Source organism: Paracoccus sp. P2 (genome assembly GCF_046335115.1).
In the GTDB taxonomy this organism is placed as follows: domain Bacteria; phylum Pseudomonadota; class Alphaproteobacteria; order Rhodobacterales; family Rhodobacteraceae; genus Paracoccus; species Paracoccus pantotrophus.
Genome location: NZ_JBGOSN010000001.1, coordinates 1 through 23266, shown reverse-complemented (window position 1 = coordinate 23266; position 23266 = coordinate 1). Strand labels below are relative to the sequence as shown.

The following is a 23266-nucleotide window of genomic DNA, read 5'->3' as shown; positions in this document are numbered from 1 at the left end:
ACGAAGGGAGGAAGCATGTCGAGACTGGCGGCGATCGGCCTTGCGCTGGTGCCTGCGGCCGTTCTGGCCGGGGCGGCGGGCGTTGCCCCTGCGCAAGAGCCGGGCGCCGACATCACCCTGCCTTCGGGCGCGGTGGTGCGCTGGCTTGAGACCCGCCACGACAATGCCGGCGGTCTGGGCCTGACCTATCGCTTCCGCTTCATCATGCCCGACCTGGCGCAGCGGGTGCCCACGACCGCCGGGCCGGCCTCGGACTTCGCGCCGGACGAAGCGCGCGGTTCCATCGAAATCGACACCGAAAGCGGCGAGGCCTGGGGCGAGCAGGCGGATGACGGGCTGATCGACCCCGCGACCCTGGCCGAGCCAGCCGAGGCGGACATCCCCGAGCCGGCCGACGAAGAGGCCGCCGACGCCCTGGTCGGCGCCCCGGTCCTGCCCGCCGCGCCCGATGTGCTGGCGCAGGATCCGGTGCATGAGGACATCGTCTGGCTGTGCGAGAACTGGGCCTTGCCCCGCATCGCCGCCCCTCCTGCACCGCGGCCCAGCAAGATCACCATTAACCTGACCGACCGCGAAAGCGTTTTCGGCGCCTTCGACCCCGAAGCGGTGCAGGTTTTCGAGGGTTTCAGCCTGCCAAGCGACCGCGACGCCTGCGAATGGGAGCCGTGGTGATGCGCGCCCCTGGCCATCCTGATGCAAGCCTGCCACAGCGCCGCGCACCCGCGCGGCCGCGGCTTCAAGCTGCCTGTTGGCGCTTCGCGGCGCTGGCTATCATGCCGCCGCGGTCGCATGAGGCGACCGAATCTCAACCGAGCAGTCGGGACTTGACGGTCCCGCATCACAGGAGCACGACGATATGTCGAAAAAGCTTGCACTCGCCCTCGTCCTGGTCGGCCTCGCCGCAGCCTGCGCCAAGAAAGAGCCCGAAGTCACCCCGGTTCCGGTCCAGCCCGAGCCTGTTTTCCAGGGCAAATACGGCGCCAACTAAGCCATTGGCCGCGCGCGGGCTGCCTGGCGGCCCGCGCCATCTGCGTTCCGCCCGGCCCCCGCGCGACAACGCAATCCTGCAAGGGGGCAAGACATGCTGAAGCATCGCGGCTTTCCGGGCCGCCTTCCCGGCACCGATTTCCAGTTCATCATCCGCCGCGCCAACAAGAAGGGCGCGACACCGCTGGTCCGGCGCGAGCGTTACCGCGACCGCAAGCCGGCCGACCGCCGCGCCGATACCGCCTTTCTGGCCGCGCTGATCCAGCATTTCGGCGAGGAGCCTTTCCCGCGCGGCAATCTCGATGCCGGGCGGCTGTCCTGGCTGATCGGCCGCGAGGTGGTCGCGGTCGGCAAGCTGGATCCCACCGATTACGACCAGCTGCTGCGCGTGGACATGAAGCGCGCCGAAGCCAGCTTTCCCGAGCTTTTCGCCGCGGACGCCCCCGAGTTCGACTGGGAGGAATCCGGCTGGGACGAGGGCGACTGGGACGACGAGGACGAAGACTGATGGCCAGACGGGGGATGGGCGGATTGCCGCGTAGTCTTGTCTTTTCACACCGTTGTCAGTTTCTTCCGGGGTTGGCGCGTGCAATATTGTGCGCACCTCTATCACCAACGGCCCGGAAGCGGGTCCATAATACAGGCAAAACGCTATGCAAAAATCCGTCATCCTCCGTCTTTCCGGCGCGGTCCTGCTGGTCGCCGGCCTTGCCGCCTGCGAACAGGGCTATGGCGGCGGCTCGACCCTTTCGCCCGACGCGCAGCGCGCGGCTGGCGGTGCGCTCGCCGGTGCGGCCGTGGCAAAGATCATCGACGGTGACGTGGCCACCGGCGCGCTCATCGGTGCGGCTGGCGGCGCGCTTTGCGACGACGCCGGCGTCTGCCAGCGCCGCTACTGATTGCAACCGGGCCGTCGGCGCCGGATCGCATTCCCGCGCCGCCGCCCATCTCTCGGAGCAAACGAGATGTCCAAGAAACTCGTCTTTGCGCTTGGCCTGGGCCTTTTCGGCCTGGCCGGCTGCACCCAAGGCATCAATCCGACCGACATGGATCGCGGCATCATCGGTGCCGGTGTCGGTGCAACCGCAGCCCACCTGGGCGGCCATGACGTCGCCAAGGGCGCGGCAATCGGCGCTGTCGCCGGCGCGCTTTGCGACGACGTGCGTCTGTGCCAGTAAGGCTTTCGCCAAGCTGACGGCGCGCCCTCGCGCGCCGGTCAAGCCTTTTTCCAGCCGTCCCGGCATCTTGCCGGGGCGGCTTTTTCACGTTCGGGATCTGCCCCAAGGGAAAGAAGCATGTTCAAGAAAATCCTGATCGCCAACCGGGGCGAGATCGCCTGCCGGGTCATCAAGACCGCCAAGAAGATGGGCATCCAGACTGTCGCCGTCTATTCCGACGCCGACCGCAACGCGCTGCATGTCAAGATGGCGGACGAGGCGGTCCATATCGGCCCGCCCCCGGCGAACCAGTCCTATATCGTGATCGACAGGATCATGGAGGCGATCCGCCGGACCGGGGCCGAGGCGGTGCATCCCGGCTACGGCTTTTTGTCCGAGAACATGAAATTCGCCGAGGCGCTGGAGAAGGAGGGCGTCACCTTCATCGGCCCGCCCTCGCCCGCCATCGAGGCGATGGGCGACAAGATCACCTCGAAGAAGCTGGCGCAGGAGGCCGGGGTCAGCACGGTTCCCGGCTATATGGGCCTGATCGCCGATGCCGACGAGGCGGTGAAGATCTCGAAGGAAATCGGCTTTCCGGTGATGATCAAGGCATCCGCCGGCGGCGGCGGCAAGGGCATGCGCATCGCCTGGACCGAGCAGGAGGCGCGCGAGGGCTTCGAATCCTCCAAGAACGAGGCGGCGAACAGCTTTGGCGACGACCGCATCTTCATCGAGAAATTCGTGACGCAGCCGCGCCATATCGAGATCCAGGTGCTGGCCGACAAGCACGGCAATTGCGTCTATGTGCATGAACGCGAATGCTCGATCCAGCGCCGCAACCAGAAGGTGATCGAGGAGGCCCCCTCGCCCTTCCTGGACGAGGCGACCCGCAAGGCCATGGGCGAGCAGGCCGTGGCCCTGGCCAAGGCGGTGGGCTATACCTCGGCCGGCACGGTGGAGTTCATCGTCGACGGCCAGAAGAACTTCTATTTCCTGGAGATGAACACCCGCCTGCAGGTCGAGCATCCGGTGACGGAGCTGATCACCGGCATCGATCTGGTCGAGCAGATGATCCGTGTCGCCGCCGGCGAGACGCTGCCCTTCGCGCAGGCGGATCTGAAGATCAACGGCTGGGCCATCGAAAGCCGGCTTTACGCCGAGGATCCCTATCGCAACTTCCTGCCCTCGATCGGCCGGCTGACCCGCTATCGCCCGCCGGTCGAGACCGCGGCCGGACCGATGCAGGCCGCCGATACCTGGGTGCCTGCCCATCCCGGCGATCACCCGCCCGCCGCGGCGACCGGGGTGCGCAACGATACCGGCGTCTACGAGGGCGGCGAGATCAGCATGTATTACGACCCGATGATCGCCAAGCTCTGCACCTGGGCACCAAGCCGGGCCGAGGCCATCGAGCAGATGCGCCTGGCGCTGGACGAATTCGAGGTCGAGGGCATCGGCCACAACCTGCCCTTCCTGTCGGCGGTGATGGACCATCCGAAATTCGTCTCGGGCGACATCTCGACGGCCTTCATCGCCGAGGAATATCCCGAGGGCTTCCTGGGCGCGACCCTGCCCGATGCCGAGATCACCCGCGTCGCCGCCTCGGCCGCGGCCATGCACCGCGTGGCGGAAATCCGGCGCACCCGCATCTCGGGCCGGCTGGACAACCATGAACGCCATGTCGGCGAGCACTGGGTCGTCTTCACCGCCGGCAAGGAAATCCCGGTGCGCATCACCGCCGACAAGCAGGGCTCGACGGTCGAGATCGACGGCCGCAAGCTGCGCGTCGAAAGCGACTGGCTGCCGGGGCAATCGCTGGCGCGGCTGACGGTCGATGGCGCGCCCTTGGTGATGAAGGTGGACCGGCTGCCCTCGGGCTTCCGGCTGCGGGTGCGCGGCGCCGACCTGAAAACCTATGTGCGCCGGCCGCGCGCCGCGGAACTGGCGCGGCTGATGCCCGAGAAGCTGCCGCCCGACACCTCGAAATTCCTGCTCTGCCCGATGCCCGGCCTAGTGGTCAGGATCAATGTCGAGGCCGGGGACGAGGTGCAGGAAGGCCAGGCCCTGGCCACGGTCGAGGCGATGAAGATGGAAAACATCCTGCGCGCCGAAAGGAAGGCGGTGGTAAAATCCGTCAATGCCGCGCCGGGCGAAAGCCTCAAGGTCGATGACGTGATCATCGAGTTCGAGTGACAGGAAGCCGCCGGGCGCCCGCCAGCGCCCGGCCCAGGGATCGGGGATCATGCCGGTTTTCGACGATTATCTCAGCCCCCATGCGCAGCAGGCGTTGATCGCCGGGCTGTTCATCGCCGCGGGCTGGTGGGTCGTCGCCCTGCAGAACCGCCGCCGCGACGCCAAGCTGCGCGCCGAGCGGATCGGCGACGTGCAGCGCGCGCTTCTGGCCGAGATCCGCGCCCATGTCGTCGCGCTGGAGGCGCAGCGGCTGGACGAGGACGAGGCGCGGCAGCTCTTGGACGGCCTGCGCGCCAGCGGCCGGGTGCCGGTGATCCCGACCCAGGCCAATGACCGGATCTTCGCCGCCATCATCGACGAGGTGCATATCCTGCCCGCCTCGGTCATCGATCCGGTAGTAACCTATTACCGGCAACTGTCGGTCATGGCCGCCTTTGCCGAGGCGATCCGCGACCAGGCCAGAAAGGATCCGGCGCGGGCGGTCGAGATGTTCGGGGATTACCTGGGGCTGACCGAGGCGGCACGCGAGACCGGGCACGAAGCCATGCGGCTGCTCATGGCCAGCATCTTCGGCGGCGAGCGGGCAGTTCAGGAATTGCTGGAGCAGGAAGAACGGGCCGGCGCCGGGCGCATCGCCGCCGCCCTGCCCGGCGAGCTGGCGGAACTGCGCGACCGCCTCAGTAAGCGATCTTCGGACCGGAGCGGCCTTTGATGGGTTTCAGACCGACGATGATGGCCATTTCATTGGCGGTGCGGGCGCGGGCCAGCCGCTCGGCCAGCGAGGCATTGGCCGGACCGGGCTTGGCCTGGCCGGCTCCCGTCGCCGGGGCGGCGTCTTCCGTCACGCGCGGCAGGGGCGATTTGGCCATGGCAGTCCTCCTGTTCAGCGGGCATCCATGCTGCCCTGCCCCCAAGATAATGGCTGCGCGCCCGTCCCGCAATGAAATCGGTGCGATTTTCGCAAGCCCGCGTCACGGCAGCCCGGCGCGGCCGATTTCCTGCAAGCGCAGCGGAAACTTGTCGATGGCCCGCGTGATCTCGCGCACCGACCAGGGCACGGGCTTGCGCTGCTTGACCTGGCCGTCCTTGTCCATCAGCACCAGCGAGAAGCCCTCGGGGCGCAATTGCCGGCGCCAGATGCTTGCCGCCGCGGGGTCGGCATCGGTGATCACCACCACGTCGCGGGCGATCAGCGGCGCGGGATCGCGCTGCAAGGCGGACAGTTGCTCGATGAAGGCCGGATCGGCGGCGGTATTGGCAAAGATCACCACCGGCCGCGCCTGCCACATGAACTCGGCCGGATCGGCCTCGGCGGCGGGCAGCACCGTCAATTCGCCCGCAGGCGTCTGGGGACGCGCGGGCGTCGCCCCTTCGCTTCGTGCGGCGGGCACTTCGCCGCGGACATATGGGCGATGGCCGTCGGCCTCGCCTTCGGGCCTTGGACCCATCGCCGCCACCAGCGGCACCACGACCAGCAAAATCAACCGTTTCAGTTTCATCGCCCCCTCTTCTCCTCATTCATATAAGAGCCGAGGGGCCATGGGAAAGGATGCAAGATGACCGAAAGCACGAAAGCCGCCCTCGAGGAATGGCGCCGGCTCGCCAGCAAAGAGCTGAAAGGCGCCGATCCCGACAGCCTGACCTGGCATACGCTGGAGGGGATCGCGGTCAAGCCGCTCTACACCGAGGAGGACGTGAAGGGCCTGGACCATCTGGGCAGCCTGCCCGGCATCGAGCCCTTCACCCGCGGCCCGCGTGCCACCATGTATGCCGGCCGGCCCTGGACCATCCGGCAATATGCCGGCTTCTCGACCGCCGAGGAATCGAACGCCTTCTATCGCAAGGCGCTGGCCGCAGGGCAGCAGGGCGTTTCGGTCGCCTTCGACCTGGCCACACATCGCGGCTATGACAGCGACCATCCGCGGGTCGAGGGCGACGTGGGCAAGGCCGGCGTCGCCATCGACAGCGTCGAGGACATGAAGATCCTGTTCGACGGCATCCCGCTGGACAAGGTTTCCGTGTCCATGACCATGAACGGCGCGGTGATCCCGGTGCTGGCGAATTTCATCGTCACCGGCGAGGAACAGGGCCATTCCCGCGCCGTGCTGTCGGGCACGATCCAGAACGACATCCTCAAGGAGTTCATGGTCCGCAACACCTATATCTATCCGCCCGAGCCCTCGATGCGGATCATCGCGGACATCATCGAATACACCTCGAACGAGATGCCCAGGTTCAACTCGATCTCGATCTCGGGCTATCACATGCAGGAGGCCGGCGCGAACCTGGTGCAGGAACTGGCCTATACCCTGGCCGACGGGCGCGAATATGTCCGCGCCGCGCTGAAGGCCGGGATGGACGTGGACCAGTTCGCCGGGCGGCTGTCCTTCTTCTTCGCCATCGGCATGAATTTCTTCATGGAGGCGGCCAAGCTGCGCGCCGCGCGCCTGCTGTGGACGCGGATCATGAAGGAGTTCGAGCCGAAGAAGCCGGGCTCGCTGATGCTGCGCACGCATTGCCAGACCTCGGGCGTCAGCCTGCAGGAACAGGACCCCTACAACAACGTGGTCCGCACCGCCTACGAGGCGATGGCCGCGGCGCTTGGCGGCACGCAGTCGCTGCATACCAACGCGCTGGACGAGGCCATCGCGCTGCCGACCGAGTTCAGCGCCCGCATCGCCCGCAACACCCAGCTGATCCTGCAGGAGGAAACCGGCATCACCCATGTCGTCGATCCGCTGGCAGGTTCCTATTACGTCGAGAGCCTGACGCATGAGCTGGCCGAGAAGGCCTGGGCGCTGATCGAGGAGGTCGAGGCCATGGGCGGCATGACCAAGGCCGTCGCCTCGGGCATGCCCAAGCTGCGCATCGAGGAGACCGCCGCCCGCCGCCAGGCCATGATCGACCGCGGCGAGGAGGTGATCGTCGGGGTGAACAAGTATCGCCTGGCCAAGGAAGACCCGATCGACATCCTCGATATCGACAACATGAAGGTGCGCGAGGCGCAGATCGCCCGGCTGCACAAGATGCGCGAGACGCGGGACGAGGTGCAATGCCAGGCGGCGCTGGCCGAGCTGTCGCGCCGGGCAAAGGAAGGCGGCAACCTGCTGGAAGCCGCGGTCGAAGCCGCGCGCGCGCGCGCTTCTGTGGGGGAAATCAGCATGGCAATGGAAAAGGAATTCGGCCGCCACCGCGCCGAGGTCAAGACCCTGGCCGGCGTCTATGGCGCCGCCTATGAAGGCGACGACGATTTCGCGCAGATCCAGCGCGACGTCGAAACCTTCGCCGAGCAGGAAGGCCGCCGCCCGCGCATGCTGGTGGTCAAGATGGGCCAGGACGGCCACGACCGCGGCGCCAAGGTCATCGCCACCGCCTTTGCCGATATCGGCTTCGACGTCGACGTGGGGCCGCTGTTCCAGACCCCCGAGGAAGCCGCGCAGGATGCCATCGACAACGACGTGCACGTGGTGGGCATCTCGTCTCAGGCGGCCGGGCACAAGACCCTGGCGCCGAAGCTGATCGCGGCCTTGAAGGAGCAGGGCGCGGGCGACATCATCGTGATCTGCGGCGGCGTGATCCCGCAGCAGGATTACGATTTCCTGAAGAAGGCCGGGGTGAAGGCGATCTTCGGGCCGGGGACCAACATCCCCGCGGCGGCGCGCGACATCCTGGGCCTGATCCGCGCGGCGCGGGCGGCATGACAGACCTGCGGCCGGGGCGCCTGGCGTCGCGGCCGCAGGGGTATTTGGGGAACGAAGAAGCGCGCGGCCCTTGCCCGAGGGACGGCGCGGCAAAGGAGGCCCGGCGATGATGCTGCGTCCTGCGACCGACCGGGATATTCCGGCGATCCTGGCGTTCTGGAACCCGCTGATCCGCGAGACCACGATCACCTTTTCCAGCGAGGAGAAGACGGCCGAAGGGCTGGCGCGGATGATCGCCGGGCGGCTGGCCGCGGGGCGGGCCTTCCTGGTCGCCGAGGAGGCCGGCGCGGTGCTGGGGTTGGCGAGCTATGACCAGTTCCGCCCCGGCGACGGCTATGCCCATTGCATGGAGCATACCGTCATCCTGTCGCCCGCCGCGCACGGGCGCGGCATCGGCCGGGCGCTGATGGCGGCGCTGGAGGATCATGCCCGCGTGCGGGGCGCGCATGGCATGATCGCCGCGGTTTCAGCCGAGAACGAGGCCGGCCTCGCCTTTCACCGCGCCATCGGCTATCGCGAGGTCGGGCAGGTGCCGCAGGCGGGGCGCAAGTTCGGCCGCTGGCTGGACCTGGTGCTGCTGCAAAAGATCCTCTGACCCGGCTTGCCTGCCGCCGGGTGCTATGGAACACTCGGGCCCGCAAGCGCGGGGACAGGATGGACGACGGCAGGGGCGGGCAGATCACCGGCATCGCGGGCAATGGAAAAATCGGCCGGAAAGGCGTTTTCTTGAAACGCAAGGTGCATGCCCCCCGCGGGATAACGGCCTTCGTGCCGCCCGATGCGATCCTGCTGCGCCGGGGCGCACCGCCTGATCCTGGGCAGGCGGCATTCGGCGACCCACCGCATGCGGGCCTGCGCCGTGACCTGCTTCCCGTTGTTGCCTGCATCGGTGGTGCATCATGGCCAGGATAGGCGCACCACCCGAGACGCATTACACTCTGCCCGCGGATTTCGCCGCCGCCCTGGGGCATTGCGTGGCGAATTTCGGCTGGCTCGAGGAGATCATCAAGCGCACCATCTATGCACTCGACCGGGCGCGGCTGGCCGACGACCTGACCGAGGAAGAGCTGCAAAGCTGGCTGACCCGCATGGTCTCGATCGCCGACGATTCCATGGGCACGCTGATCGAGCAGCTCGACGCCGCCATGCGCCGCTATCCCGGCCTGCGCGACCGCAACCGCATCACCGACCGGCTGGCCGAGATCCGCCTGCAACGCAACCTGCTTTGCCATGCCTCCTGGCGGCCGACCGAGGACAAGGCGCGCTGGCACCCCGCCTTCGTCAACACCAGGGGCGAGGTGCAACGCCAGCCGCTGAGCATCGCCGACCTGGAGGCTATCCGCGCCGATACGGTCGAGATCGGCACCCGCGTGCTGCGGGTGATGCGGGCGACCGGCGTCAAGGGCTATTGGGCGGGGGATGACGAGGCCTGATCCCATGCGCGTTGCAACGTGCCGCGCCATCCGCTAACACCGCTTCGTCCATAGATAAGAGTTTCATATGTCCGCCCAGAACCAGGGGCAAAACGCCTCTCCGCTGCGTCTCGGCATCGCTGGCCTTGGGACGGTCGGCACCGGCACCGTCAAGATCATCCAGAAACACGCCGCCCTGCTGGCCCTGCGCGCCGGCCGGCCGATCGCCATCACCGCCGTCAGCGCCCGCGACCGGATGAAGAACCGCGATGTGGACCTGTCCGGCTATGCCTGGGAGGATGACGCCCGCGCGCTCGCCCTGCGCGAGGACGTGGATGTCTTCGTCGAGCTGATCGGCGGCGACGAGGGCATTGCGCGCGAGGCGGTGACGGCCGCGCTGCGCGCCGGCAAGGACGTGGTGACGGCCAACAAGGCGCTGCTGGCGATCCACGGCCAGGAACTGGCGGAACTGGCCGAGGCCAATGGCCGGGTGATCCGTTTCGAGGCCGCGGTGGCCGGCGGCATCCCGGTGATCAAGGCGATGACCGAATCGCTTTCCGGCAACGAGATCCGCCGCGTCATGGGGGTGATGAACGGCACCTGCAACTATATCCTGACCCGGATGGAAAGCGCCGGCCTGCCCTATGAGGAGGTTTTCGAGGAGGCGCGCCAGCTGGGCTATCTCGAGGCCGATCCGACGCTGGACGTGGGCGGCATCGACGCCAGCCACAAGCTGGCGATCCTGGCCGCCATCGCCTTCGGCACCCGGCCCAGCTTCGACGCGGTCGAGATCGAGGGCATCGAGCGGGTCAGCATCGACGACATCCGCCGCGCCGCCGACATGGGCTATCGCATCAAGCTGCTGGGCGTGGCGCAGATGACCGGGCGCGGCCTCGAGCAGCGCATGTCGCCCTGCCTGGTGCCCGCCGACAGCCCGCTGGGGCAGTTGCAGGGCGGCACCAACATGGTGGTGATCGAGGGCGATGCGGTCGGCCAGATCGTGCTGCGCGGCGCCGGCGCCGGCGAGGGCCCGACCGCCAGCGCGGTGATGTCCGACGTGGTCGAGATCGCGCGCGGCGTGCGCATGCCCAGCTTTGGCCAGCCGGCCGCGACGCTGGCCAGCCCGCAGTCGGCGCGGACCGCGGTGCCGGCGGCCTATTACATTCGCCTGCAACTGACCGACAAGCCCGGGGCGCTGGCCAAGGTGGCCTCGGTGCTGGGCGATGCCGGCATCTCGATCGACCGCATGCGGCAATACGGCCATTCCCGCACCGAAGGCGTGGCGCCGGTGCTGATCGTCACCCACAAGACCACGCCCGAGGCCATCGACCACGCCATCGAGGCCCTGCCGCGCACCGGCGTCATCGCCGGCGAACCGGTCGAGCTGCGGATCGAAGAGGTCTAGGGCCGAGCCTCAATTGTCGATCCATAGGTGATTGGGTCAGCAATGCAGGCGGCGGACAGGAAGATGTCGGCGCGTTTGCCGGTGCGGGTGGCAATGCGGCGAACATCCTTCGGGCGGCAGAACATGCGCTCGGCGAGGTTTCGTCCGCGACGGGCGTCGCGGTCTTCGGCCTGCGGGGGTTCTTACCGGTCGGATTGGGTGGAATAGCGGGCTCGGCTCCCCGCTCGGCAAGCCCGTCGCGCAGGCTTGCCGCATCATAGGCGCGGCCGGCCAGCGGCTTGTGGCGGGGGCAGTGGATGGCGAGCGCGCCCTGGCGCCGGTGAGATCGCGGGCGTTCCCGGCGGCCAAGGCAAAGGCGACGGGGCGGCCGCAATCATCGCTCAGCGCGTGGATTCCGGGCGCTCGCCCGCCGCGCGAGATGCCAATGGCGTGATGACAAGCCCCCTTTTGCGTCGGCTGCCGAGCGATATGAACTGGCCCCATTTCGACCGGACACTCAGGCATAACCATGGAGGCCCAGGTTGTTTGATCCCACGGTTTGATGGTGCGCTCCATTCTTTGGAACGGAAGGATGAGCGTTGTGTCGATCCTTCGAGATGTAGCGTTCGAACTTATCGCGGAAGCTGTTGGTCCGCTTAAGAACGGCCGCCTGGCCGGCCATCCAGAGCGTGCGGCGCAGGCAGGCATTGCCGTACTTCGAGATCCGGCTCTGGCCGCGGAACATGCCGGACTGAACCGTGGCAAGCGTATTTGTCACCGTCATGCGACGGCGACGCTGCTTGCCCGGTATCTCGCTCGCCATGTCCTCGGACCAGGGGCGGACAATGGCTCGCCCTTCGTCAAGACGCTCAAGCGCGACTATGTTCAGGTGACGCCGTTCCCGGACGCCCAGACCTTGCTTGGATTGATCGAAAGCTGGATCGAGGATTACAACGAGAATCACCCGCACTCGGGGCTGAAGATGCGCTCGCCCCGCCAGGTCATTGCAGTTCAAACAGCAACCGCCTGTGTGTCCGGTGAAATGGAGGCCAGTTCATGATCCGGCCGAGGATCTCGGCACGTTCCTGCGTCGGAGTCTGGATCACCAAAAGTTCGGACATGCCGACATGGGAACAAACGTCACGCCCCGATCCAGTCGGCAATTGGGTGCATCTGCCACCTGAGAACGGTTTCATTTGCAACGAGTGATTCAAGGCCCTGCCGCCCCAGGCGTTTTGCTGGTGAAACATGTGCTTTGCCTGTGGCATACTGTCGCACAGGCTCGGTTGCGCAGAACAGGTAGGACGCACGAACATGAACCGACTGACGATTGGCCGCCGCGATTTCCTTCGCGGTGCTGCAGCATCCGCCGCGACACTGGCGCTTGCCAGTCCGGCTGCGGCGGCTGGAACGGCATTCCGCTTTATCACTCCATTCTCATTCTCCCTGGCTTTCGCCCCCGTGCTCTATGCCGAAGCTGCGGGCTACTATGCGGAAAATGGTCTGGATGTGGTGATAGAAGCGGCGCAAGGGGCGGCGATGGCGGCGCAGATGGTCATCGCCGGACAGATGGATGCAGGCCGAACCGGGGGCACGAACTATCTCGTCTCGCGCGTCAACAATGATGCGCCGCTGATTTCGATTGCGACCATCGCCCAGATATCGCCGTTTTTCCTGATTTCCTCGACGCAAGAGCCGGTGCAGGCCGTGGCCGATCTGAAGGGACGGACGGTTGGCCTTGCCAGCCTTGGCGGCTCGATGGAGGGCACGCTGGATCTTTTGCTGATCGACAACGGCATCGATCCGAAGGAGGTTCGCAAGGTCAAGGTGGCGGACAACGCGGCCTCATTCGCGCTGATCGAGGCCGGGCGGGCGGGAGCCTTTGTCGGCAACACCTCATCGATGATCCTGGCCAGTGCCGCGCGCAGCGACGTGCATGCCATTCCCATGGATGACGGCATGCCCGGACAGGTCTATGTCGCAAGTCCTGCCGAGATCGAAGCGGCCCCCGAAAAATTCATTGCCTTCCTGAAGGCCACCCATCGATCCGCCCGCGAGATAGCTGCCGCCGAGGATCTGGGGCCGGTCCTTGAGAAGCTTGTCGGAAAATTCACCATTTCCGGGGCCGGTGATGCGGAACTGGCCAAGCGCGACCTGGAAACCAATGCCCGGAACTGGATGGCCAGGGGCCCGGAGAACCTGCTTCGCAACGTGCCCGAGATCTGGGCCCATGCAGTCGAGACCCTGCACCGCGCCGACATGCTGGACGCGGCACCGGATCCGACGACGCTTTACACCAACGCTCTGCTGGAAAGGGCGGTGGCGTGATGGCTTTCGACCAGTCGCCGCAAGGCCCCGACATCGTTGTTTCCGGACTGGACAAGGTATTTGGCCATGGGGAAACCGCGGTCCATGCCATCACCAACGCCAATCTCAGCCTCGAAAGGGGCGAGTTCCTGTCGCTTCTGGGCCCTTCAGGCTGCGGCAAAACCACGCTTTTGCGTATCATCGCGGGGCTTGAGGCACCGACCTCGGGCAATGTGCAGATCCGCGATCGGCAGGTCTGGGCGTCCGGCCGGCGTTCAAGCGGAGCGACACGACCGGTTTCGATGATGTTTCAGGAGGCGCGGCTGTTTCCCTGGTATACCGTCGCCGAGAATGTTGCCCTGCCGCTGCGCATCGCGGGCACCGGCCGGGCCGAGCGCATGGCGCGGGCGCGGCGGATCTGCGAGACCGTCGGCCTCGGCGCCTTCGTCGATCATCGGCCGGGCCAGCTGTCCGGCGGCATGCGGCAGCGCGCCTCGCTGGCCAGGGCACTGGTCACCGAGCCGCAGGTGCTGCTGCTGGACGAGCCCTTCGGGGCGCTGGACGCGATGACCCGCGATACGCTGAACCTAGAACTGATGGAGGTTTGCGCCCGGGCCAAGGTGACGACGATTCTTGTCACTCATTCCATCACCGAGGCGGCTTTCCTGTCCGACCGGGTGGTGGTTCTGGCCCCCCGGCCGGCAAGGATCGTGGAAACCATCGAGATGCCGTTCCCCCGGCCCCGGGATCTGGACCTGCAGCGCACGTCCGGCTTCCAGAACATGGTGGGACGACTGAGGAAGGTGCTGACGGAGGGCGCGGCATGAAAGAGAAAACCCTGCGTATCGTGCTGCCCGTGATCGCGGTGCTGCTGTTCCTGATCGGCTGGTCGGCCTATGTCAGGACATCGGAGGTTTCGGCTTTCGTCCTGCCCGCGCCCGAGCAAATCCTGTTGGCCTTGTCCGACATGATCGCCGACCCGGATTTGTGGTATCACACCCGCGTCACGATGACCGAGGCGGTGGCCGGGTTCGGCATCGCCGTGGGGCTTGGCATCACGCTGGGCTTCGTGATGGCACGGGTGCCGCCTGTGGAATGGGCGGCCAAGCCCTTCATCGTGCTGATGCAGCTGATTCCGAAAATTGCGCTGGCTCCGCTGTTCGTGCTGTGGTTCGGGTTCGGGCTGGAATCCAAGATCGTGATTGCGGCCGCGCTCGCCTTTTTCCCGGTGTTCTCGAACGCGCTGCAGGCGTTCAAGTCGGTCGATCCAGGAGACCGCGACGTGATGACCATGTTGCAGGCCAATCCCTGGCAGCGCTTCGTCATGCTCGACCTGCCCGCGGCCTTGCCCGTGGTCCTGACCGGTACCGAGGTTGCCGTGGTGATGGCGATGATCGGCGCCATCGTGGGCGAGTTCATCGGCGGCAGCGAAGGGCTGGGCTATCTGGCAGTCATGCACCTGCAGAATCTTGCTGTCCCACAGCTCTTTGCCGTCATCGTGGTGTTGACGCTTGTGGGATTGGCGCTTTACGCGGTGATCTCGCAGTTGCGGCGCTGGCTGACTCCCTGGCACGTCTCGGTCATCGGCTGAGAAGAGGCTGCCCGGCGCGCTATACCTGCGCGCCGAGCAGCGAAGACAGGCGCTGTGCAGTGCTGTGCACGCCGTCTGCAATTGCCTGGCGGCGGTCGCTGTTCGGCTCGAAGGCGCTTTGCCGGCCGGAGAGGCTGATCGCCGCGACGGGCCGGTTGGAATGGTCCAGGATCACTGCCGCGCAGGAGCCGATACCTTCCTCATAATTGGCGACCGACCAGGCCAGCCCCTCGGCCCTGTCGGCGTCGAGCTGCCTTTCCAGTTGCTCAAAGGTCACCGCCGTCCGCGAGGTGATCGCCGCCAGCTTCCCGTCTGCCAGGAGATCGCGGACCTCGGCGCGCGGCATATGGGCAAGGATGATCCGGCCCATGACGGTGGCATGTGAAAAGGCACGCGATCTGGAACAGATGTTGGCCGTCGCCGTGCAGGACGACAAGGAAGCCGGCCTGTTCCGCTGCCGCCGCGACATCTTCACCAACGAGGATCTGTTCGCGCTGGAAATGAAGCACATCTTCGAAGGCAACTGGGTCTATCTGGCGCATGAAAGCCAGATCCCGGAACCGAACGATTATTACACCACCTGGATCGGCCGCCAGCCCATCGTCATCACCCGCGACAAGACCGGCACGCTGCACGCGGTCATCAACGCCTGCGCCCACAAGGGCGCCATGCTGTGCCGCCGCAAGCAAGGCAACAAGGGCAGCTTCACCTGCCCGTTCCACGGTTGGACCTTTTCCAACACCGGCAAGCTCCTGAAGGTCAAGGATGCCAAGACCACGCAATATCCCGAGCAGTTCAACAAGGACGGCTCGCACGACCTGACCCGCGTGGCCCGGTTCGAGTCCTATCGCGGCTTCCTGTTCGGCAGCCTGAATCCCGACGTGGCCCCGCTGGAGGAGTTCCTGGGCGAGACCCGCATCATCATCGACCAGATCGTCGACCAGGCCCCCGAGGGGCTGGAAGTGCTGCGCGGCAATTCCTCCTATATCTACGACGGCAACTGGAAGCTGCAGATGGAGAACGGCTGCGACGGCTACCACGTCAGCTCGGTGCACTGGAACTATGCCACGACCATGGACCGGCGCAGCGAAACCGGCACCAAGGCGGTGGATGCCAACAGCTGGTCGAAATCGGTCGCCGGCGTCTATGGTTTCGAGAACGGCCATATCCTGCTGTGGACCAACACCCGGAACCCCGAGGTCCGCCCGGTCTGGAACCGCCGCGAGGACATCGCCGCCCGCCTGGGCGAGGAAAAGGCCGGCTTCATCGTCAACCAGACCCGCAATCTGTGCCTCTATCCGAACGTATTCCTGATGGATCAGTTCAGCACCCAGATCCGCGTCGTGCGCCCGCTTGCCGTGGACAAGACCGAAGTCACCATCTTCTGCTTCGCCCCCAAGGGGGAAAACGCCGAGGACCGCGCCCATCGCATCCGCCAATACGAGGATTTCTTCAACGTCTCGGGCATGGGCACCTCGGACGACCTCGAGGAGTTCCGCGCCTGCCAGACCGCCTATGCCGGCACCGTGTCGCTGTGGAACGACATGTCGCGCGGCGCGCCGCTGTGGATCGACGGCCCGGACGAGAATGCCCGCCGCATGGGGCTGAAGCCGCTCTTGTCGGGCGAGCGCAGCGAGGACGAGGGACTGTTCGTCTGCCAGCACGAATACTGGGCCGGCGTGATGCGCAAGGCATTGGCCGCCGAAAAGACCGGAGAAGCCGCATGAGCCTGGATCACGACACCACCGGCACCAGCCTGGATTACAACGCCATCTGCGCCTTCCTCTATCGCGAGGCGCGCCTCCTGGACGACCGGCAATGGGACGAATGGCTGACCTGCTATGCCCCCGATGCGTCCTACTGGATGCCCGCCTGGGACGACAACGACCAGATCACCGAGGATCCGCAATCCGAGATCTCGCTGATCTATTACCCGAACCGCGAGGGGCTCGAGGACCGTGTCTTCCGCATCAAGACCGAGCGGTCGGGCGCCTCGACCCCGGAGCCGCGCACCAGCCACGCCGTCCTGAACGTCGAGGTGATCGAGGATCGCGGGCCCGAGGTGGATGTCCGCTACAACTTCCACACGCTGAACCACCGCTACAAGGTCACGGACCAGTTCTTCGGAACCATCTTCGTGACCCTGCGCAAGGACGGCGACGGGCTGGTCATCGCCGCCAAGAAGATCGTCCTGAAAAACGACTACATCCGCCAGGTCATCGACGTCTATCACGTCTGACGGCCGCCAGACCCCGCACAACCGCAAGGAGGAGGCGACCATGTGCTACCGCATCGCATTGAACTTCGAGGACGGGATCACCCGCTTCGTCGATTGCAAGCCGGGCGAGAAGGTTCTCGACGCCGCGTTCCGCAACAAGATCAACCTGCCGATGGACTGCTCGGACGGCGTCTGCGGCACCTGCAAGTGCCGCGCCGAAAGCGGCGCCTATGACATGGGCGAGGACTATATCGAGGAGGCCCTGACCGAGGACGAGGCCGCCGAGGGGCTGGTGCTGACCTGCCAGATGGTGCCCTCCTCGGATTGCGTGCTGTCGGTGCCCACGATCTCGCAGGCCTGCAAGACCGGCCAGCAGGTCTTCGCCGCCACCGTGGCCCGGATCGAGCCGCATCAGGACGCCGCCGTGGTGCTGGAGCTTGACGTAGAGGACGCCCCCGCCTTCCTGCCAGGACAATATGTCAATATCGGCGTGCCGGGCAGCGGCGATCACCGCTCCTATTCCTTCAGCTCGGCTCCGGGCGAGCATCGGCTGGGCTTCCTGATCAAGAAGATCCCCGGCGGGCTGATGGGCGGCTGGCTGGCCCGTGCGCAGCCGGGCGAGAGGCTGGAGCTGACCGGGCCGATGGGCAGCTTCTATCTGCGGGATGGCGACGGGCCGCTCTTGTTCCTGGCGGGCGGCACCGGCCTGGCGCCCTTCCTGTCGATGCTGGAGGTGCTGGCGCGGGCCGGGTCGCGGCACCAGATCCACCTGATCTATGGCGTGACGCGCGATCAGGATCTGGTGCTGGTCGATGAGCTTGCGGCCTATGCCGGCCGCCTGCCGAATTTCACCTACGCGACCGTCGTGGCGGACCCGGCATCCGACCATCCCCGCAAGGGCTGGGTCACGCAGCACATGCCCGGCGACATGCTGGCGGCGGGCGGGGTCGATGTCTATCTGTGCGGCCCCCCGCCCATGGTCGATGCCGTGCGTAACTATCTGGATGAAAACGGCATCCGCCCCGCCAGCTTCCATTACGAGAAGTTCACCCCCAACGCGCCCCTGAAGGCCATCGCATGACCGGGGCCGTCTTCGCGGGCCGCTTTGCGGGCAAGGTGCTGGTCGTGACCGGCGCCGCGCAGGGCATCGGCCGCGCCGTCGCGCTGCGCGCGGCGGCCGAAGGGGGGCGGGTGCTGTTCGTGGACCGCGCCGATTTCGTGGCCGAGGTGGCGGCCGAGGCGGGCGGCGGTGCCGCCGCCTTCACCGCCGACCTGGAAACCTGGGACGGCGCCGATGCCGCGATGCGCCATGCCGCCGAAACGTTCGGCGGCATCGACATCCTGATCAACAACGTGGGCGGCGCGATCCGCATGCGGCCCTTTGCCGAGTTCGAGCCCGCCCAGATCGACGCCGAGATCCGGCGCTCGCTGATGCCGACGCTCTATTGCTGCCATGCGGTGCTGCCGCATCTGGCGGCGCGCGGCGGCGGCACCATCGTCAACGTCTCGTCCAACGCCACGCGGGGCATCCACCGCGTCCCCTATTCGGCGGCCAAGGGCGGCATCAACGCGATCACGCAATCCCTGGCGATGGAGATGGCAGCCCAGAACATCCGCGTCGTCGCCACCGCCCCCGGCGGGACCGAGGCGCCGCCGCGCCGCGTGCCGCGCAATGCCGAGGGCGACAGCCCTGCCGAACGGCAATGGATGGCCGAGGTCGTGGACCAGGTCAAGCAATCTGCCTTCATGCGCCGCTACGGGACCATCCAGGAACAGGTGGCGCCGATCCTGTTCCTGGCCTCGGACGAGGCATCCTACATCACCGGCTCGGTCCTGCCCGTCGCGGGGGGCGACACAGGATGAGCGTCGCGGGGGCACAACACCGGCCGACCGCGATTTCAATGACAAGACAGGGAGGAGACAAGGAATGCGCAGCATAGATGTAAACGAGGCCATAGACCAAGGCCGGTTCGGCAGCTTTCAATGGAGGGTGGTCGCGCTTTGCGGCGCGCTGCTGGTGGTTGATGGCTACGACGTGTTCGTGGCGGGCACGGTGCTGCCCACGCTGATCGCGGAATGGGGCCTGACCAAGCCGCAGGCGGGCGCGCTGCAGGCCTGGGCGCTGTTCGGGATGATGTTCGGCGCGCTGATCCTTGGCCCGCTGGCCGACCGGATCGGACGCAAGAAAGGCGTCGCGATCAGCTTCATGCTGTTCACCTCGGCCACCGTGCTGACGGGCTTTGCCAACTCGCCCGAGCAGTTCAAGGTCTTTCGCTTCATCGCCGGCCTGGGCTGCGGCGGGCTGATGCCGAACGCGGTGGCGCTGATGAACGAATATGCGCCCAGGCGCCTGCGCGGCACCATGGTGGCGCTGATGTTTTCGGGCTATTCGGTCGGCGGCGTGGTGGCGGCGGGCCTGGGCATCGGCCTGATCCCCAGCTTCGGCTGGAGGCCGATGTTTTTCATCGCCGCCGTGCCGCTGCTGATGCTGCCGCTGGTGCTGTGGAAACTGCCGGAATCGCTGGGCTTCCTGATCCGCCAGGGCAAGCAGGACGAGGCGCGGCGCATCTTTGCCCGCATCAACCCGGCCACGCCGCTGGCCGCCGAGGACCGGCTGGTCTTTGCCGAGGCCAAGGGCGCATCGGCATCCGTGGCGGAGCTGTTCCGCCATGGCCGGGCGCTGCGCACGCTGATGCTGTGGCTGTCCTTCTTCTGCTGCCTGCTGCTGGTCTATCTGCTGTCCTCCTGGCTGCCCAAGGTGCTGCAAGAGGCCGGATATGCCGAACGCGCCAGCCTTCTGTCGCTGTTCTCGCTGAATTTCGGCGGCATGGCGGGGGCGATCGCCGGCGGCAGGATGGGCGACCGCTTCGGACTGCCCAAGGTCGTGGTGGGCTTTTTCGCCGCGGCGGCGGTCTCGATTGCGCTGATCGGCTTCAACCCGGCGCCGGGGCTCTTGTTCCTGCTGGTCTTCGTCGCGGGTGCCACGACCATCGGCACGCAGATCCTGCTTTATGCCAGCGTGGCACAGCTCTACAACCTGTCGGTGCGCTCGACCGGTCTTGGCTGGGCCTCGGGCGTGGGCCGGATCGGCGCCATCGTCGGGCCGACGCTGGGCGGGGTACTCTTGGCGCGAGAGCTGCCGCTGGGGCAGAACTTCCTGATCTTCGCGATCCCGGCGGCACTCTCCGCGCTGGCGATGCTGGTCTTCGCGCTTGCAAACGGGCGCGCCCGCGACACGGCGCGGCTTGCCGCCGCCTGAGCACCATTGCAACCAGGCGCGCGGCCCCTCGCCGCGCGTCCCAAATCCGCATGAAAGGCCGACCATGCCCTATCTGGACCTGCCCACCCACCGCCTGCACTACCGCATCGACGGGGGGAAAGGGGACAAGCCCTGGCTGACCTTCTGCAATTCCCTGGGCACCGACCTGCACATGTGGGACGCCCAGATGGCAAGCCTCTCGGGGGATTTCCGCATCCTGCGCTATGATCGCCGCGGCCATGGCCGGTCGGGCGCCCCGACGCCGCCCTATGAACTGGCCGATCTGGGCGGCGACGTGATCGCGCTGTGGGACGCGCTGTCCATCAGGCGCAGCCATTTCTGCGGCCTGTCCATCGGCGGCCTGACCGGGCAATGGCTGGGCATCCATGCCGGGGCGCGGCTGGGGCGCATCGTTCTTTGCGCGACGGCCGCCCGGATCGGCAGCGCCGAAAGCTGGCATGCCCGCATCGACGAGGTCCGGGCGAACGGCCTGAGCGGTCTTGTTCCGGCGACTTCGGAACGCTGGTTCACGCCCCGCTTCCGCGCGGCCAATCCTGCCAGCGTCAAGGCGATCCTGGACGGTTTCGCCGCCACCTCGGTCGAGGGCTATGTGGGATGCTGCGCGGCGCTTGCCAGGGCGGATCTTCGCGACCGCCTCCCCGAGATCGCCAATCCGCTGCTGGCGATTTCCGGCAAGGACGATCCGGTCTGCCCGCCCGCCGAATTGGCCGGGATCGCCGAAGCGGTGCGCTGCGGAGGTCACCTGTCCCTGCCAGGGCGGCATATCGTGAGCCAGGAATCCGCGGCACAGTTTGACATCGCCTTGAAGGATTTTCTGACCGCTGCCCCGGGTTGCGCCTGAAGGAATGGCAAGGCCGTATTCCAGGCCTGGCGCCGGTGGTAAAGGATGCGGCCTCGCACCGGCCGCCCCCCTTGAAGTGACGCTGAATCCCGTCCCGATACGATGGGCCCGAAGACCGGCGGAAAGGAGCCTTTCCGCTCGGCCATCCACCGTCACGTCAATCGCCGCACCCGCGCGATACGTCCTGCAAGGATCGCAAGCACGGCGCTGCCAAGGCTGAACAGCGCCCCCATCTTGGCGGCATCCTGCACCGGCCCGGCCGGGAAGGCGACCGAGGCCACGAACAGCGCCACGGTAAAGCCGATGGCCGCGACGAAACCCACCACCGGCAGGTCGCGCAGGCTCATCCCCTCGGGCATGCCGAGATGCAGCACATTGGCCGCAAACCAGCCGAACAGCGTGATCCCCAGCGGCTTGCCGATCACCAGCCCCGCCAGAACCAGCCAGGTGGGGGCAGAGATCGCGCCGAACTCGACCCCGGCATTGACCAGGCCGAAGGCACAAAGGACCAGCTGCACCGGGATTTTCAGCGCATGTTCGATGGTGTTCAGCAGGTCGGTCGAATGACGCTCGACCTCGGCGAAGATCCCGAAGTCGCGTTCGGCATGGGGGATGGTGGGCACGATCGGCAGCAGGCCAAGCGCCGGGTGCAGGCCCGCGCGGTAGAACGCATACCAGCTTATGCAGCCCGCGATCACATAGGGCCAGGCGCCCAGGTTCCGCCGCATCCAGGTCGAGTTCGGCCGATCCTGCTTGCCACGGTCCAACCGCCTGGGCAGCCAGCAGGCCAGGAACCAGACCGCGACGGCGGCGAACAGCGACAACAGCAGCCACATCGGCACCACCTCGCCCGTGGGGTAGAAGATCGCCAGGATCGCAAGCCCGCCGGCGTCGTCGGCGATGGCCAGAAGCAGCAGAAAGCCGATGGCCGGGTGGCGCGCGCCGAAGACAATGCGTCCGACCAGATAGGAGAAAGCGATGTCGGTCGCAGTCGGAATGGCCCAACCCCGGCCGACCTCGGCCAGGACGCCCAGCATCCCCGCCAACGCCAGATAGACAAGGACCGGTCCCGCCATCCCTCCAAGCGTGGCGATCAGGGGTGTCAGCGCCTTCTTGCCCCGCAGCGAGCCGCCCGAAAGAATGACCGCCTCCCACACCTCTTTCGCAGCGATGGCGAAGAAAAGTGCCATCAGCATGTCGTTGATCAGGAAATGCAGGGTCAGGACACGGGTGGCCAGGCCGTCATGCTCTTCGATCATGCCGATCGGCGCATCGACCCACAGCGGCAGGTGGACAAGGTGATGATAGCTGTCGGGCGCCGTATTGGCCCAGAGCAGCGCGGCCAATGCACCGCCGACCAGGAGCAGAGAATATTCGGAAACAAAATTCCAGATTCGATACATAGGCGTCCCCCTTTTCGCTGGCAGATAGCAGAGCCAGGGAAACTTGAAAAATCAAAAGATGGTCGGAATCCTGGAGGTTTGGCCATGAGGTGTGATCGAAATCGTCCTCGTCGCGCTTGTTGGATGCGAAGGTCAGCCGCCGCTGCCACAGCGCCATCATCGCGCGCGGTGGCACGGCAATCATCCCGATCCGCAAGACTGGTCGAGCGTGGAAGGAGGACTGCCCAGCCGCCCGGCCCCGGAACAAAACCCTGCGCGCCACGCACCACTCCGGCCGCGCGTTCTGGAAACGATGGACAGGATACCATGCCCGCAGCCGAGCCGAGGCAAGGATGCGCTGCCTCAAGGCATTCGGCGAGCGCATCGCCGCAAGAGGCCCAGACCGCCAAACCGCCGAAATCGAGGTGAGCTCCGCGTCGCACTCATGAACCGCTTCAATGCACTCGGCACCGCCGAGATCGTCCGCGGGGTCCGAACCTGAAGGGAGAAGGGGAAGTCACGCCTCAGTCCGACTTTCTGAAAATAATGCCGTCGCACCCCTTACGAATACACCTGCAAGATCTGGATATCAGAGCCCCACAGATTCATCCTAAACCCGATCCACCAGATGCCGGGACTGAACACCTAGGACCAGAAAATTACGCCCTCAACAGCGCAAGAGCATTGACATAGCGAGAGCTCGCCGATGACTCTGTTGCACAAATTGACTGACGGTCAGAGTTCCCCTTTCCCCCGACGGAGTCATCCCACGGCTTGAGTTTCGGGTATGCCGAGTGCGGTGAAGCCGTT

At 66.3% G+C, this 23266-nt stretch carries 25 protein-coding genes and 3 pseudogenes; 23 read left to right on the top strand and 5 right to left on the bottom strand.

The annotated features are described in order from the left end of the window. Positions 1 to 15: 15 nt before the first annotated feature. From ACDP63_RS00140 to ACDP63_RS00110, 7 genes are all read left to right on the top strand, one after another. Complete coding sequence (locus ACDP63_RS00140) at positions 16 to 672, top strand: DUF6497 family protein (protein ID WP_024842432.1); 657 nt, start codon at positions 16 to 18, stop codon at positions 670 to 672. A 184-nt stretch (positions 673 to 856) separates the two neighbouring features. Continuing rightward, entirely contained in the window at positions 857 to 988 is a 132-nt protein-coding gene (locus ACDP63_RS00135) for a hypothetical protein (protein WP_256233572.1), read from the top strand. A 93-nt stretch (positions 989 to 1081) separates the two neighbouring features. After that, entirely contained in the window at positions 1082 to 1495 is a 414-nt protein-coding gene (locus tag ACDP63_RS00130; RefSeq protein ID WP_024842431.1) for a hypothetical protein, read from the top strand. Positions 1496 to 1640: 145 nt separating this feature from the next. Continuing rightward, the gene (locus tag ACDP63_RS00125) at positions 1641 to 1886 is read left to right on the top strand and encodes a hypothetical protein (RefSeq protein ID WP_011749921.1); all 246 of its coding nucleotides are present in this window, start codon (positions 1641 to 1643) and stop codon (positions 1884 to 1886) included. Positions 1887 to 1952: 66 nt separating this feature from the next. Next, positions 1953 to 2165, top strand: a complete 213-nt coding sequence (locus ACDP63_RS00120) for a hypothetical protein (protein ID WP_024842430.1) — start codon at positions 1953 to 1955, stop codon at positions 2163 to 2165. Between the two features lie 117 nt (positions 2166 to 2282). Beyond that, positions 2283 to 4340: an acetyl/propionyl/methylcrotonyl-CoA carboxylase subunit alpha gene (locus ACDP63_RS00115; RefSeq protein ID WP_024842429.1), complete on the top strand. Its 2058-nt coding sequence runs from the start codon at positions 2283 to 2285 to the stop codon at positions 4338 to 4340. A gap of 49 nt (positions 4341 to 4389) precedes the next feature. Next, positions 4390 to 5052 carry a hypothetical protein gene (locus tag ACDP63_RS00110; protein ID WP_024842428.1) on the top strand — a complete coding sequence of 221 codons (663 nt, stop codon included), beginning with the start codon at positions 4390 to 4392 and terminating at the stop codon, positions 5050 to 5052. Here ACDP63_RS00110 and ACDP63_RS00105 read toward each other — a convergent pair. Continuing rightward, entirely contained in the window at positions 5018 to 5209 is a 192-nt protein-coding gene (locus ACDP63_RS00105; RefSeq protein WP_024842427.1) for a hypothetical protein, read from the bottom strand. The genes ACDP63_RS00110 and ACDP63_RS00105 overlap by 35 nt on opposite strands. Positions 5210 to 5311: 102 nt before the next feature. Then, entirely contained in the window at positions 5312 to 5839 is a 528-nt protein-coding gene (locus ACDP63_RS00100) for a DUF4174 domain-containing protein (RefSeq protein ID WP_024842426.1), read from the bottom strand. Positions 5840 to 5896: 57 nt separating this feature from the next. Here ACDP63_RS00100 and scpA point away from each other — a divergent pair, with 57 nt between their 5' ends. The 5 genes from scpA (at position 5897) to ACDP63_RS00075 (ending at position 10858) form a co-directional block, all read left to right on the top strand. Beyond that, positions 5897 to 8041, top strand: a complete 2145-nt coding sequence (gene scpA / locus ACDP63_RS00095) for a methylmalonyl-CoA mutase (protein ID WP_024842425.1) — start codon at positions 5897 to 5899, stop codon at positions 8039 to 8041. 106 nt (positions 8042 to 8147) lie between these two features. Continuing rightward, complete coding sequence (locus ACDP63_RS00090) at positions 8148 to 8636, top strand: GNAT family N-acetyltransferase (RefSeq protein WP_074990839.1); 489 nt, start codon at positions 8148 to 8150, stop codon at positions 8634 to 8636. Positions 8637 to 8695: 59 nt separating this feature from the next. Next, positions 8696 to 8953 carry a hypothetical protein gene (locus tag ACDP63_RS00085; protein WP_143091276.1) on the top strand — a complete coding sequence of 86 codons (258 nt, stop codon included), beginning with the start codon at positions 8696 to 8698 and terminating at the stop codon, positions 8951 to 8953. Next, positions 8941 to 9474, top strand: coding sequence for a hypothetical protein (locus ACDP63_RS00080; RefSeq protein ID WP_024842423.1), 534 nt, complete (start codon positions 8941 to 8943; stop codon positions 9472 to 9474). The genes ACDP63_RS00085 and ACDP63_RS00080 overlap by 13 nt, the downstream gene beginning before the upstream one ends. A gap of 67 nt (positions 9475 to 9541) precedes the next feature. Beyond that, positions 9542 to 10858 (top strand): homoserine dehydrogenase, encoded by a 1317-nt coding sequence (locus ACDP63_RS00075; RefSeq protein WP_024842422.1) that lies wholly within the window; start codon positions 9542 to 9544, stop codon positions 10856 to 10858. A 496-nt stretch (positions 10859 to 11354) separates the two neighbouring features. Here the strand turns inward: ACDP63_RS00075 and ACDP63_RS00070 are convergent. After that, positions 11355 to 11603 (bottom strand): annotated as a pseudogene (locus tag ACDP63_RS00070) (transposase); the annotation flags it as partial. Between the two features lie 90 nt (positions 11604 to 11693). Here ACDP63_RS00070 and ACDP63_RS00065 point away from each other — a divergent pair. The 4 genes and pseudogenes from ACDP63_RS00065 to ACDP63_RS00050 form a co-directional block, all read left to right on the top strand. Then, positions 11694 to 11897, top strand: a pseudogene (locus ACDP63_RS00065) (integrase core domain-containing protein); the annotation flags it as partial. A 188-nt stretch (positions 11898 to 12085) separates the two neighbouring features. After that, a complete protein-coding gene (locus ACDP63_RS00060) occupies positions 12086 to 13165 on the top strand; it encodes an ABC transporter substrate-binding protein (protein WP_409927615.1) in 1080 nt (359 codons plus the stop codon). Continuing rightward, positions 13165 to 13971 (top strand): ABC transporter ATP-binding protein, encoded by an 807-nt coding sequence (locus ACDP63_RS00055; RefSeq protein WP_114669217.1) that lies wholly within the window; start codon positions 13165 to 13167, stop codon positions 13969 to 13971. The genes ACDP63_RS00060 and ACDP63_RS00055 overlap by 1 nt, the downstream gene beginning before the upstream one ends. Continuing rightward, positions 13968 to 14735 (top strand): ABC transporter permease, encoded by a 768-nt coding sequence (locus ACDP63_RS00050; protein WP_409927614.1) that lies wholly within the window; start codon positions 13968 to 13970, stop codon positions 14733 to 14735. The genes ACDP63_RS00055 and ACDP63_RS00050 overlap by 4 nt, the downstream gene beginning before the upstream one ends. 19 nt (positions 14736 to 14754) lie before the next feature. Here the strand turns inward: ACDP63_RS00050 and ACDP63_RS00045 are convergent, their stop codons facing one another. Then, on the bottom strand, positions 14755 to 15105 hold the full coding sequence (locus ACDP63_RS00045) for an IclR family transcriptional regulator C-terminal domain-containing protein (RefSeq protein ID WP_409927613.1): 351 nt from the start codon (positions 15103 to 15105) through the stop codon (positions 14755 to 14757). On the opposite strand from ACDP63_RS00045, the gene ACDP63_RS00040 reads away from it, so the two are divergent. The 6 genes from ACDP63_RS00040 (at position 15104) to pcaD (ending at position 21074) form a co-directional block, all read left to right on the top strand. Continuing rightward, positions 15104 to 16462 (top strand): Rieske 2Fe-2S domain-containing protein, encoded by a 1359-nt coding sequence (locus ACDP63_RS00040; protein WP_409927612.1) that lies wholly within the window; start codon positions 15104 to 15106, stop codon positions 16460 to 16462. The two genes, ACDP63_RS00045 and ACDP63_RS00040, sit on opposite strands and share 2 nt — an antisense overlap. Continuing rightward, entirely contained in the window at positions 16459 to 16974 is a 516-nt protein-coding gene (benB, locus tag ACDP63_RS00035) for a benzoate 1,2-dioxygenase small subunit (protein WP_028710917.1), read from the top strand. The genes ACDP63_RS00040 and benB overlap by 4 nt, the downstream gene beginning before the upstream one ends. Positions 16975 to 17014: 40 nt before the next feature. After that, the gene (gene benC, locus ACDP63_RS00030) at positions 17015 to 18034 is read left to right on the top strand and encodes a benzoate 1,2-dioxygenase electron transfer component BenC (RefSeq protein WP_024846145.1); all 1020 of its coding nucleotides are present in this window, start codon (positions 17015 to 17017) and stop codon (positions 18032 to 18034) included. Beyond that, complete coding sequence (benD, locus tag ACDP63_RS00025; RefSeq protein ID WP_024846144.1) at positions 18031 to 18816, top strand: benzoate diol dehydrogenase BenD; 786 nt, start codon at positions 18031 to 18033, stop codon at positions 18814 to 18816. Before benC ends, benD begins: the two co-directional genes overlap by 4 nt. Positions 18817 to 18880: 64 nt before the next feature. After that, positions 18881 to 20212: an MFS transporter gene (locus tag ACDP63_RS00020; RefSeq protein WP_409927611.1), complete on the top strand. Its 1332-nt coding sequence runs from the start codon at positions 18881 to 18883 to the stop codon at positions 20210 to 20212. A 64-nt stretch (positions 20213 to 20276) separates the two neighbouring features. Continuing rightward, positions 20277 to 21074: a 3-oxoadipate enol-lactonase gene (gene pcaD / locus ACDP63_RS00015; RefSeq protein WP_024846142.1), complete on the top strand. Its 798-nt coding sequence runs from the start codon at positions 20277 to 20279 to the stop codon at positions 21072 to 21074. Positions 21075 to 21226: 152 nt separating this feature from the next. Here the strand turns inward: pcaD and ACDP63_RS00010 are convergent, their stop codons facing one another. Continuing rightward, on the bottom strand, positions 21227 to 22477 hold the full coding sequence (locus tag ACDP63_RS00010; protein ID WP_024846141.1) for a Na+/H+ antiporter NhaA: 1251 nt from the start codon (positions 22475 to 22477) through the stop codon (positions 21227 to 21229). Between the two features lie 134 nt (positions 22478 to 22611). On the opposite strand from ACDP63_RS00010, the pseudogene ACDP63_RS00005 reads away from it, so the two are divergent. Next, positions 22612 to 22958, top strand: a pseudogene (locus ACDP63_RS00005) (IS5/IS1182 family transposase); the annotation flags it as partial. Between the last annotated feature and the right edge of the window lie 308 nt (positions 22959 to 23266).

What these genes read in the sequence shown, in the direction of transcription:
- ACDP63_RS00020 (WP_409927611.1), top strand. Translation starts at nt 18,881, where the DNA reads ATGCGCAGCATAGATGTAAACGAGGCCATAGACCAAGGCCGGTTCGGC.
- ACDP63_RS00090 (WP_074990839.1), top strand. Translation starts at nt 8,148, where the DNA reads ATGATGCTGCGTCCTGCGACCGACCGGGATATTCCGGCGATCCTGGCG.
- ACDP63_RS00120 (WP_024842430.1), top strand. Translation starts at nt 1,953, where the DNA reads ATGTCCAAGAAACTCGTCTTTGCGCTTGGCCTGGGCCTTTTCGGCCTG.
- ACDP63_RS00055 (WP_114669217.1), top strand. Translation starts at nt 13,165, where the DNA reads ATGGCTTTCGACCAGTCGCCGCAAGGCCCCGACATCGTTGTTTCCGGA.
- benB (WP_028710917.1), top strand. Translation starts at nt 16,459, where the DNA reads ATGAGCCTGGATCACGACACCACCGGCACCAGCCTGGATTACAACGCC.
- ACDP63_RS00105 (WP_024842427.1), bottom strand. Translation starts at nt 5,209, where the DNA reads ATGGCCAAATCGCCCCTGCCGCGCGTGACGGAAGACGCCGCCCCGGCG.
- ACDP63_RS00050 (WP_409927614.1), top strand. Translation starts at nt 13,968, where the DNA reads ATGAAAGAGAAAACCCTGCGTATCGTGCTGCCCGTGATCGCGGTGCTG.
- ACDP63_RS00125 (WP_011749921.1), top strand. Translation starts at nt 1,641, where the DNA reads ATGCAAAAATCCGTCATCCTCCGTCTTTCCGGCGCGGTCCTGCTGGTC.
- ACDP63_RS00115 (WP_024842429.1), top strand. Translation starts at nt 2,283, where the DNA reads ATGTTCAAGAAAATCCTGATCGCCAACCGGGGCGAGATCGCCTGCCGG.
- ACDP63_RS00140 (WP_024842432.1), top strand. Translation starts at nt 16, where the DNA reads ATGTCGAGACTGGCGGCGATCGGCCTTGCGCTGGTGCCTGCGGCCGTT.
- benD (WP_024846144.1), top strand. Translation starts at nt 18,031, where the DNA reads ATGACCGGGGCCGTCTTCGCGGGCCGCTTTGCGGGCAAGGTGCTGGTC.
- pcaD (WP_024846142.1), top strand. Translation starts at nt 20,277, where the DNA reads ATGCCCTATCTGGACCTGCCCACCCACCGCCTGCACTACCGCATCGAC.
- ACDP63_RS00130 (WP_024842431.1), top strand. Translation starts at nt 1,082, where the DNA reads ATGCTGAAGCATCGCGGCTTTCCGGGCCGCCTTCCCGGCACCGATTTC.
- ACDP63_RS00080 (WP_024842423.1), top strand. Translation starts at nt 8,941, where the DNA reads ATGGCCAGGATAGGCGCACCACCCGAGACGCATTACACTCTGCCCGCG.
- ACDP63_RS00040 (WP_409927612.1), top strand. Translation starts at nt 15,104, where the DNA reads ATGACGGTGGCATGTGAAAAGGCACGCGATCTGGAACAGATGTTGGCC.
- ACDP63_RS00110 (WP_024842428.1), top strand. Translation starts at nt 4,390, where the DNA reads ATGCCGGTTTTCGACGATTATCTCAGCCCCCATGCGCAGCAGGCGTTG.
- ACDP63_RS00085 (WP_143091276.1), top strand. Translation starts at nt 8,696, where the DNA reads ATGGACGACGGCAGGGGCGGGCAGATCACCGGCATCGCGGGCAATGGA.
- ACDP63_RS00075 (WP_024842422.1), top strand. Translation starts at nt 9,542, where the DNA reads ATGTCCGCCCAGAACCAGGGGCAAAACGCCTCTCCGCTGCGTCTCGGC.
- ACDP63_RS00135 (WP_256233572.1), top strand. Translation starts at nt 857, where the DNA reads ATGTCGAAAAAGCTTGCACTCGCCCTCGTCCTGGTCGGCCTCGCCGCA.
- ACDP63_RS00100 (WP_024842426.1), bottom strand. Translation starts at nt 5,839, where the DNA reads ATGAAACTGAAACGGTTGATTTTGCTGGTCGTGGTGCCGCTGGTGGCG.
- scpA (WP_024842425.1), top strand. Translation starts at nt 5,897, where the DNA reads ATGACCGAAAGCACGAAAGCCGCCCTCGAGGAATGGCGCCGGCTCGCC.
- ACDP63_RS00045 (WP_409927613.1), bottom strand. Translation starts at nt 15,105, where the DNA reads ATGGGCCGGATCATCCTTGCCCATATGCCGCGCGCCGAGGTCCGCGAT.
- ACDP63_RS00060 (WP_409927615.1), top strand. Translation starts at nt 12,086, where the DNA reads ATGTGCTTTGCCTGTGGCATACTGTCGCACAGGCTCGGTTGCGCAGAA.
- ACDP63_RS00010 (WP_024846141.1), bottom strand. Translation starts at nt 22,477, where the DNA reads ATGTATCGAATCTGGAATTTTGTTTCCGAATATTCTCTGCTCCTGGTC.
- benC (WP_024846145.1), top strand. Translation starts at nt 17,015, where the DNA reads ATGTGCTACCGCATCGCATTGAACTTCGAGGACGGGATCACCCGCTTC.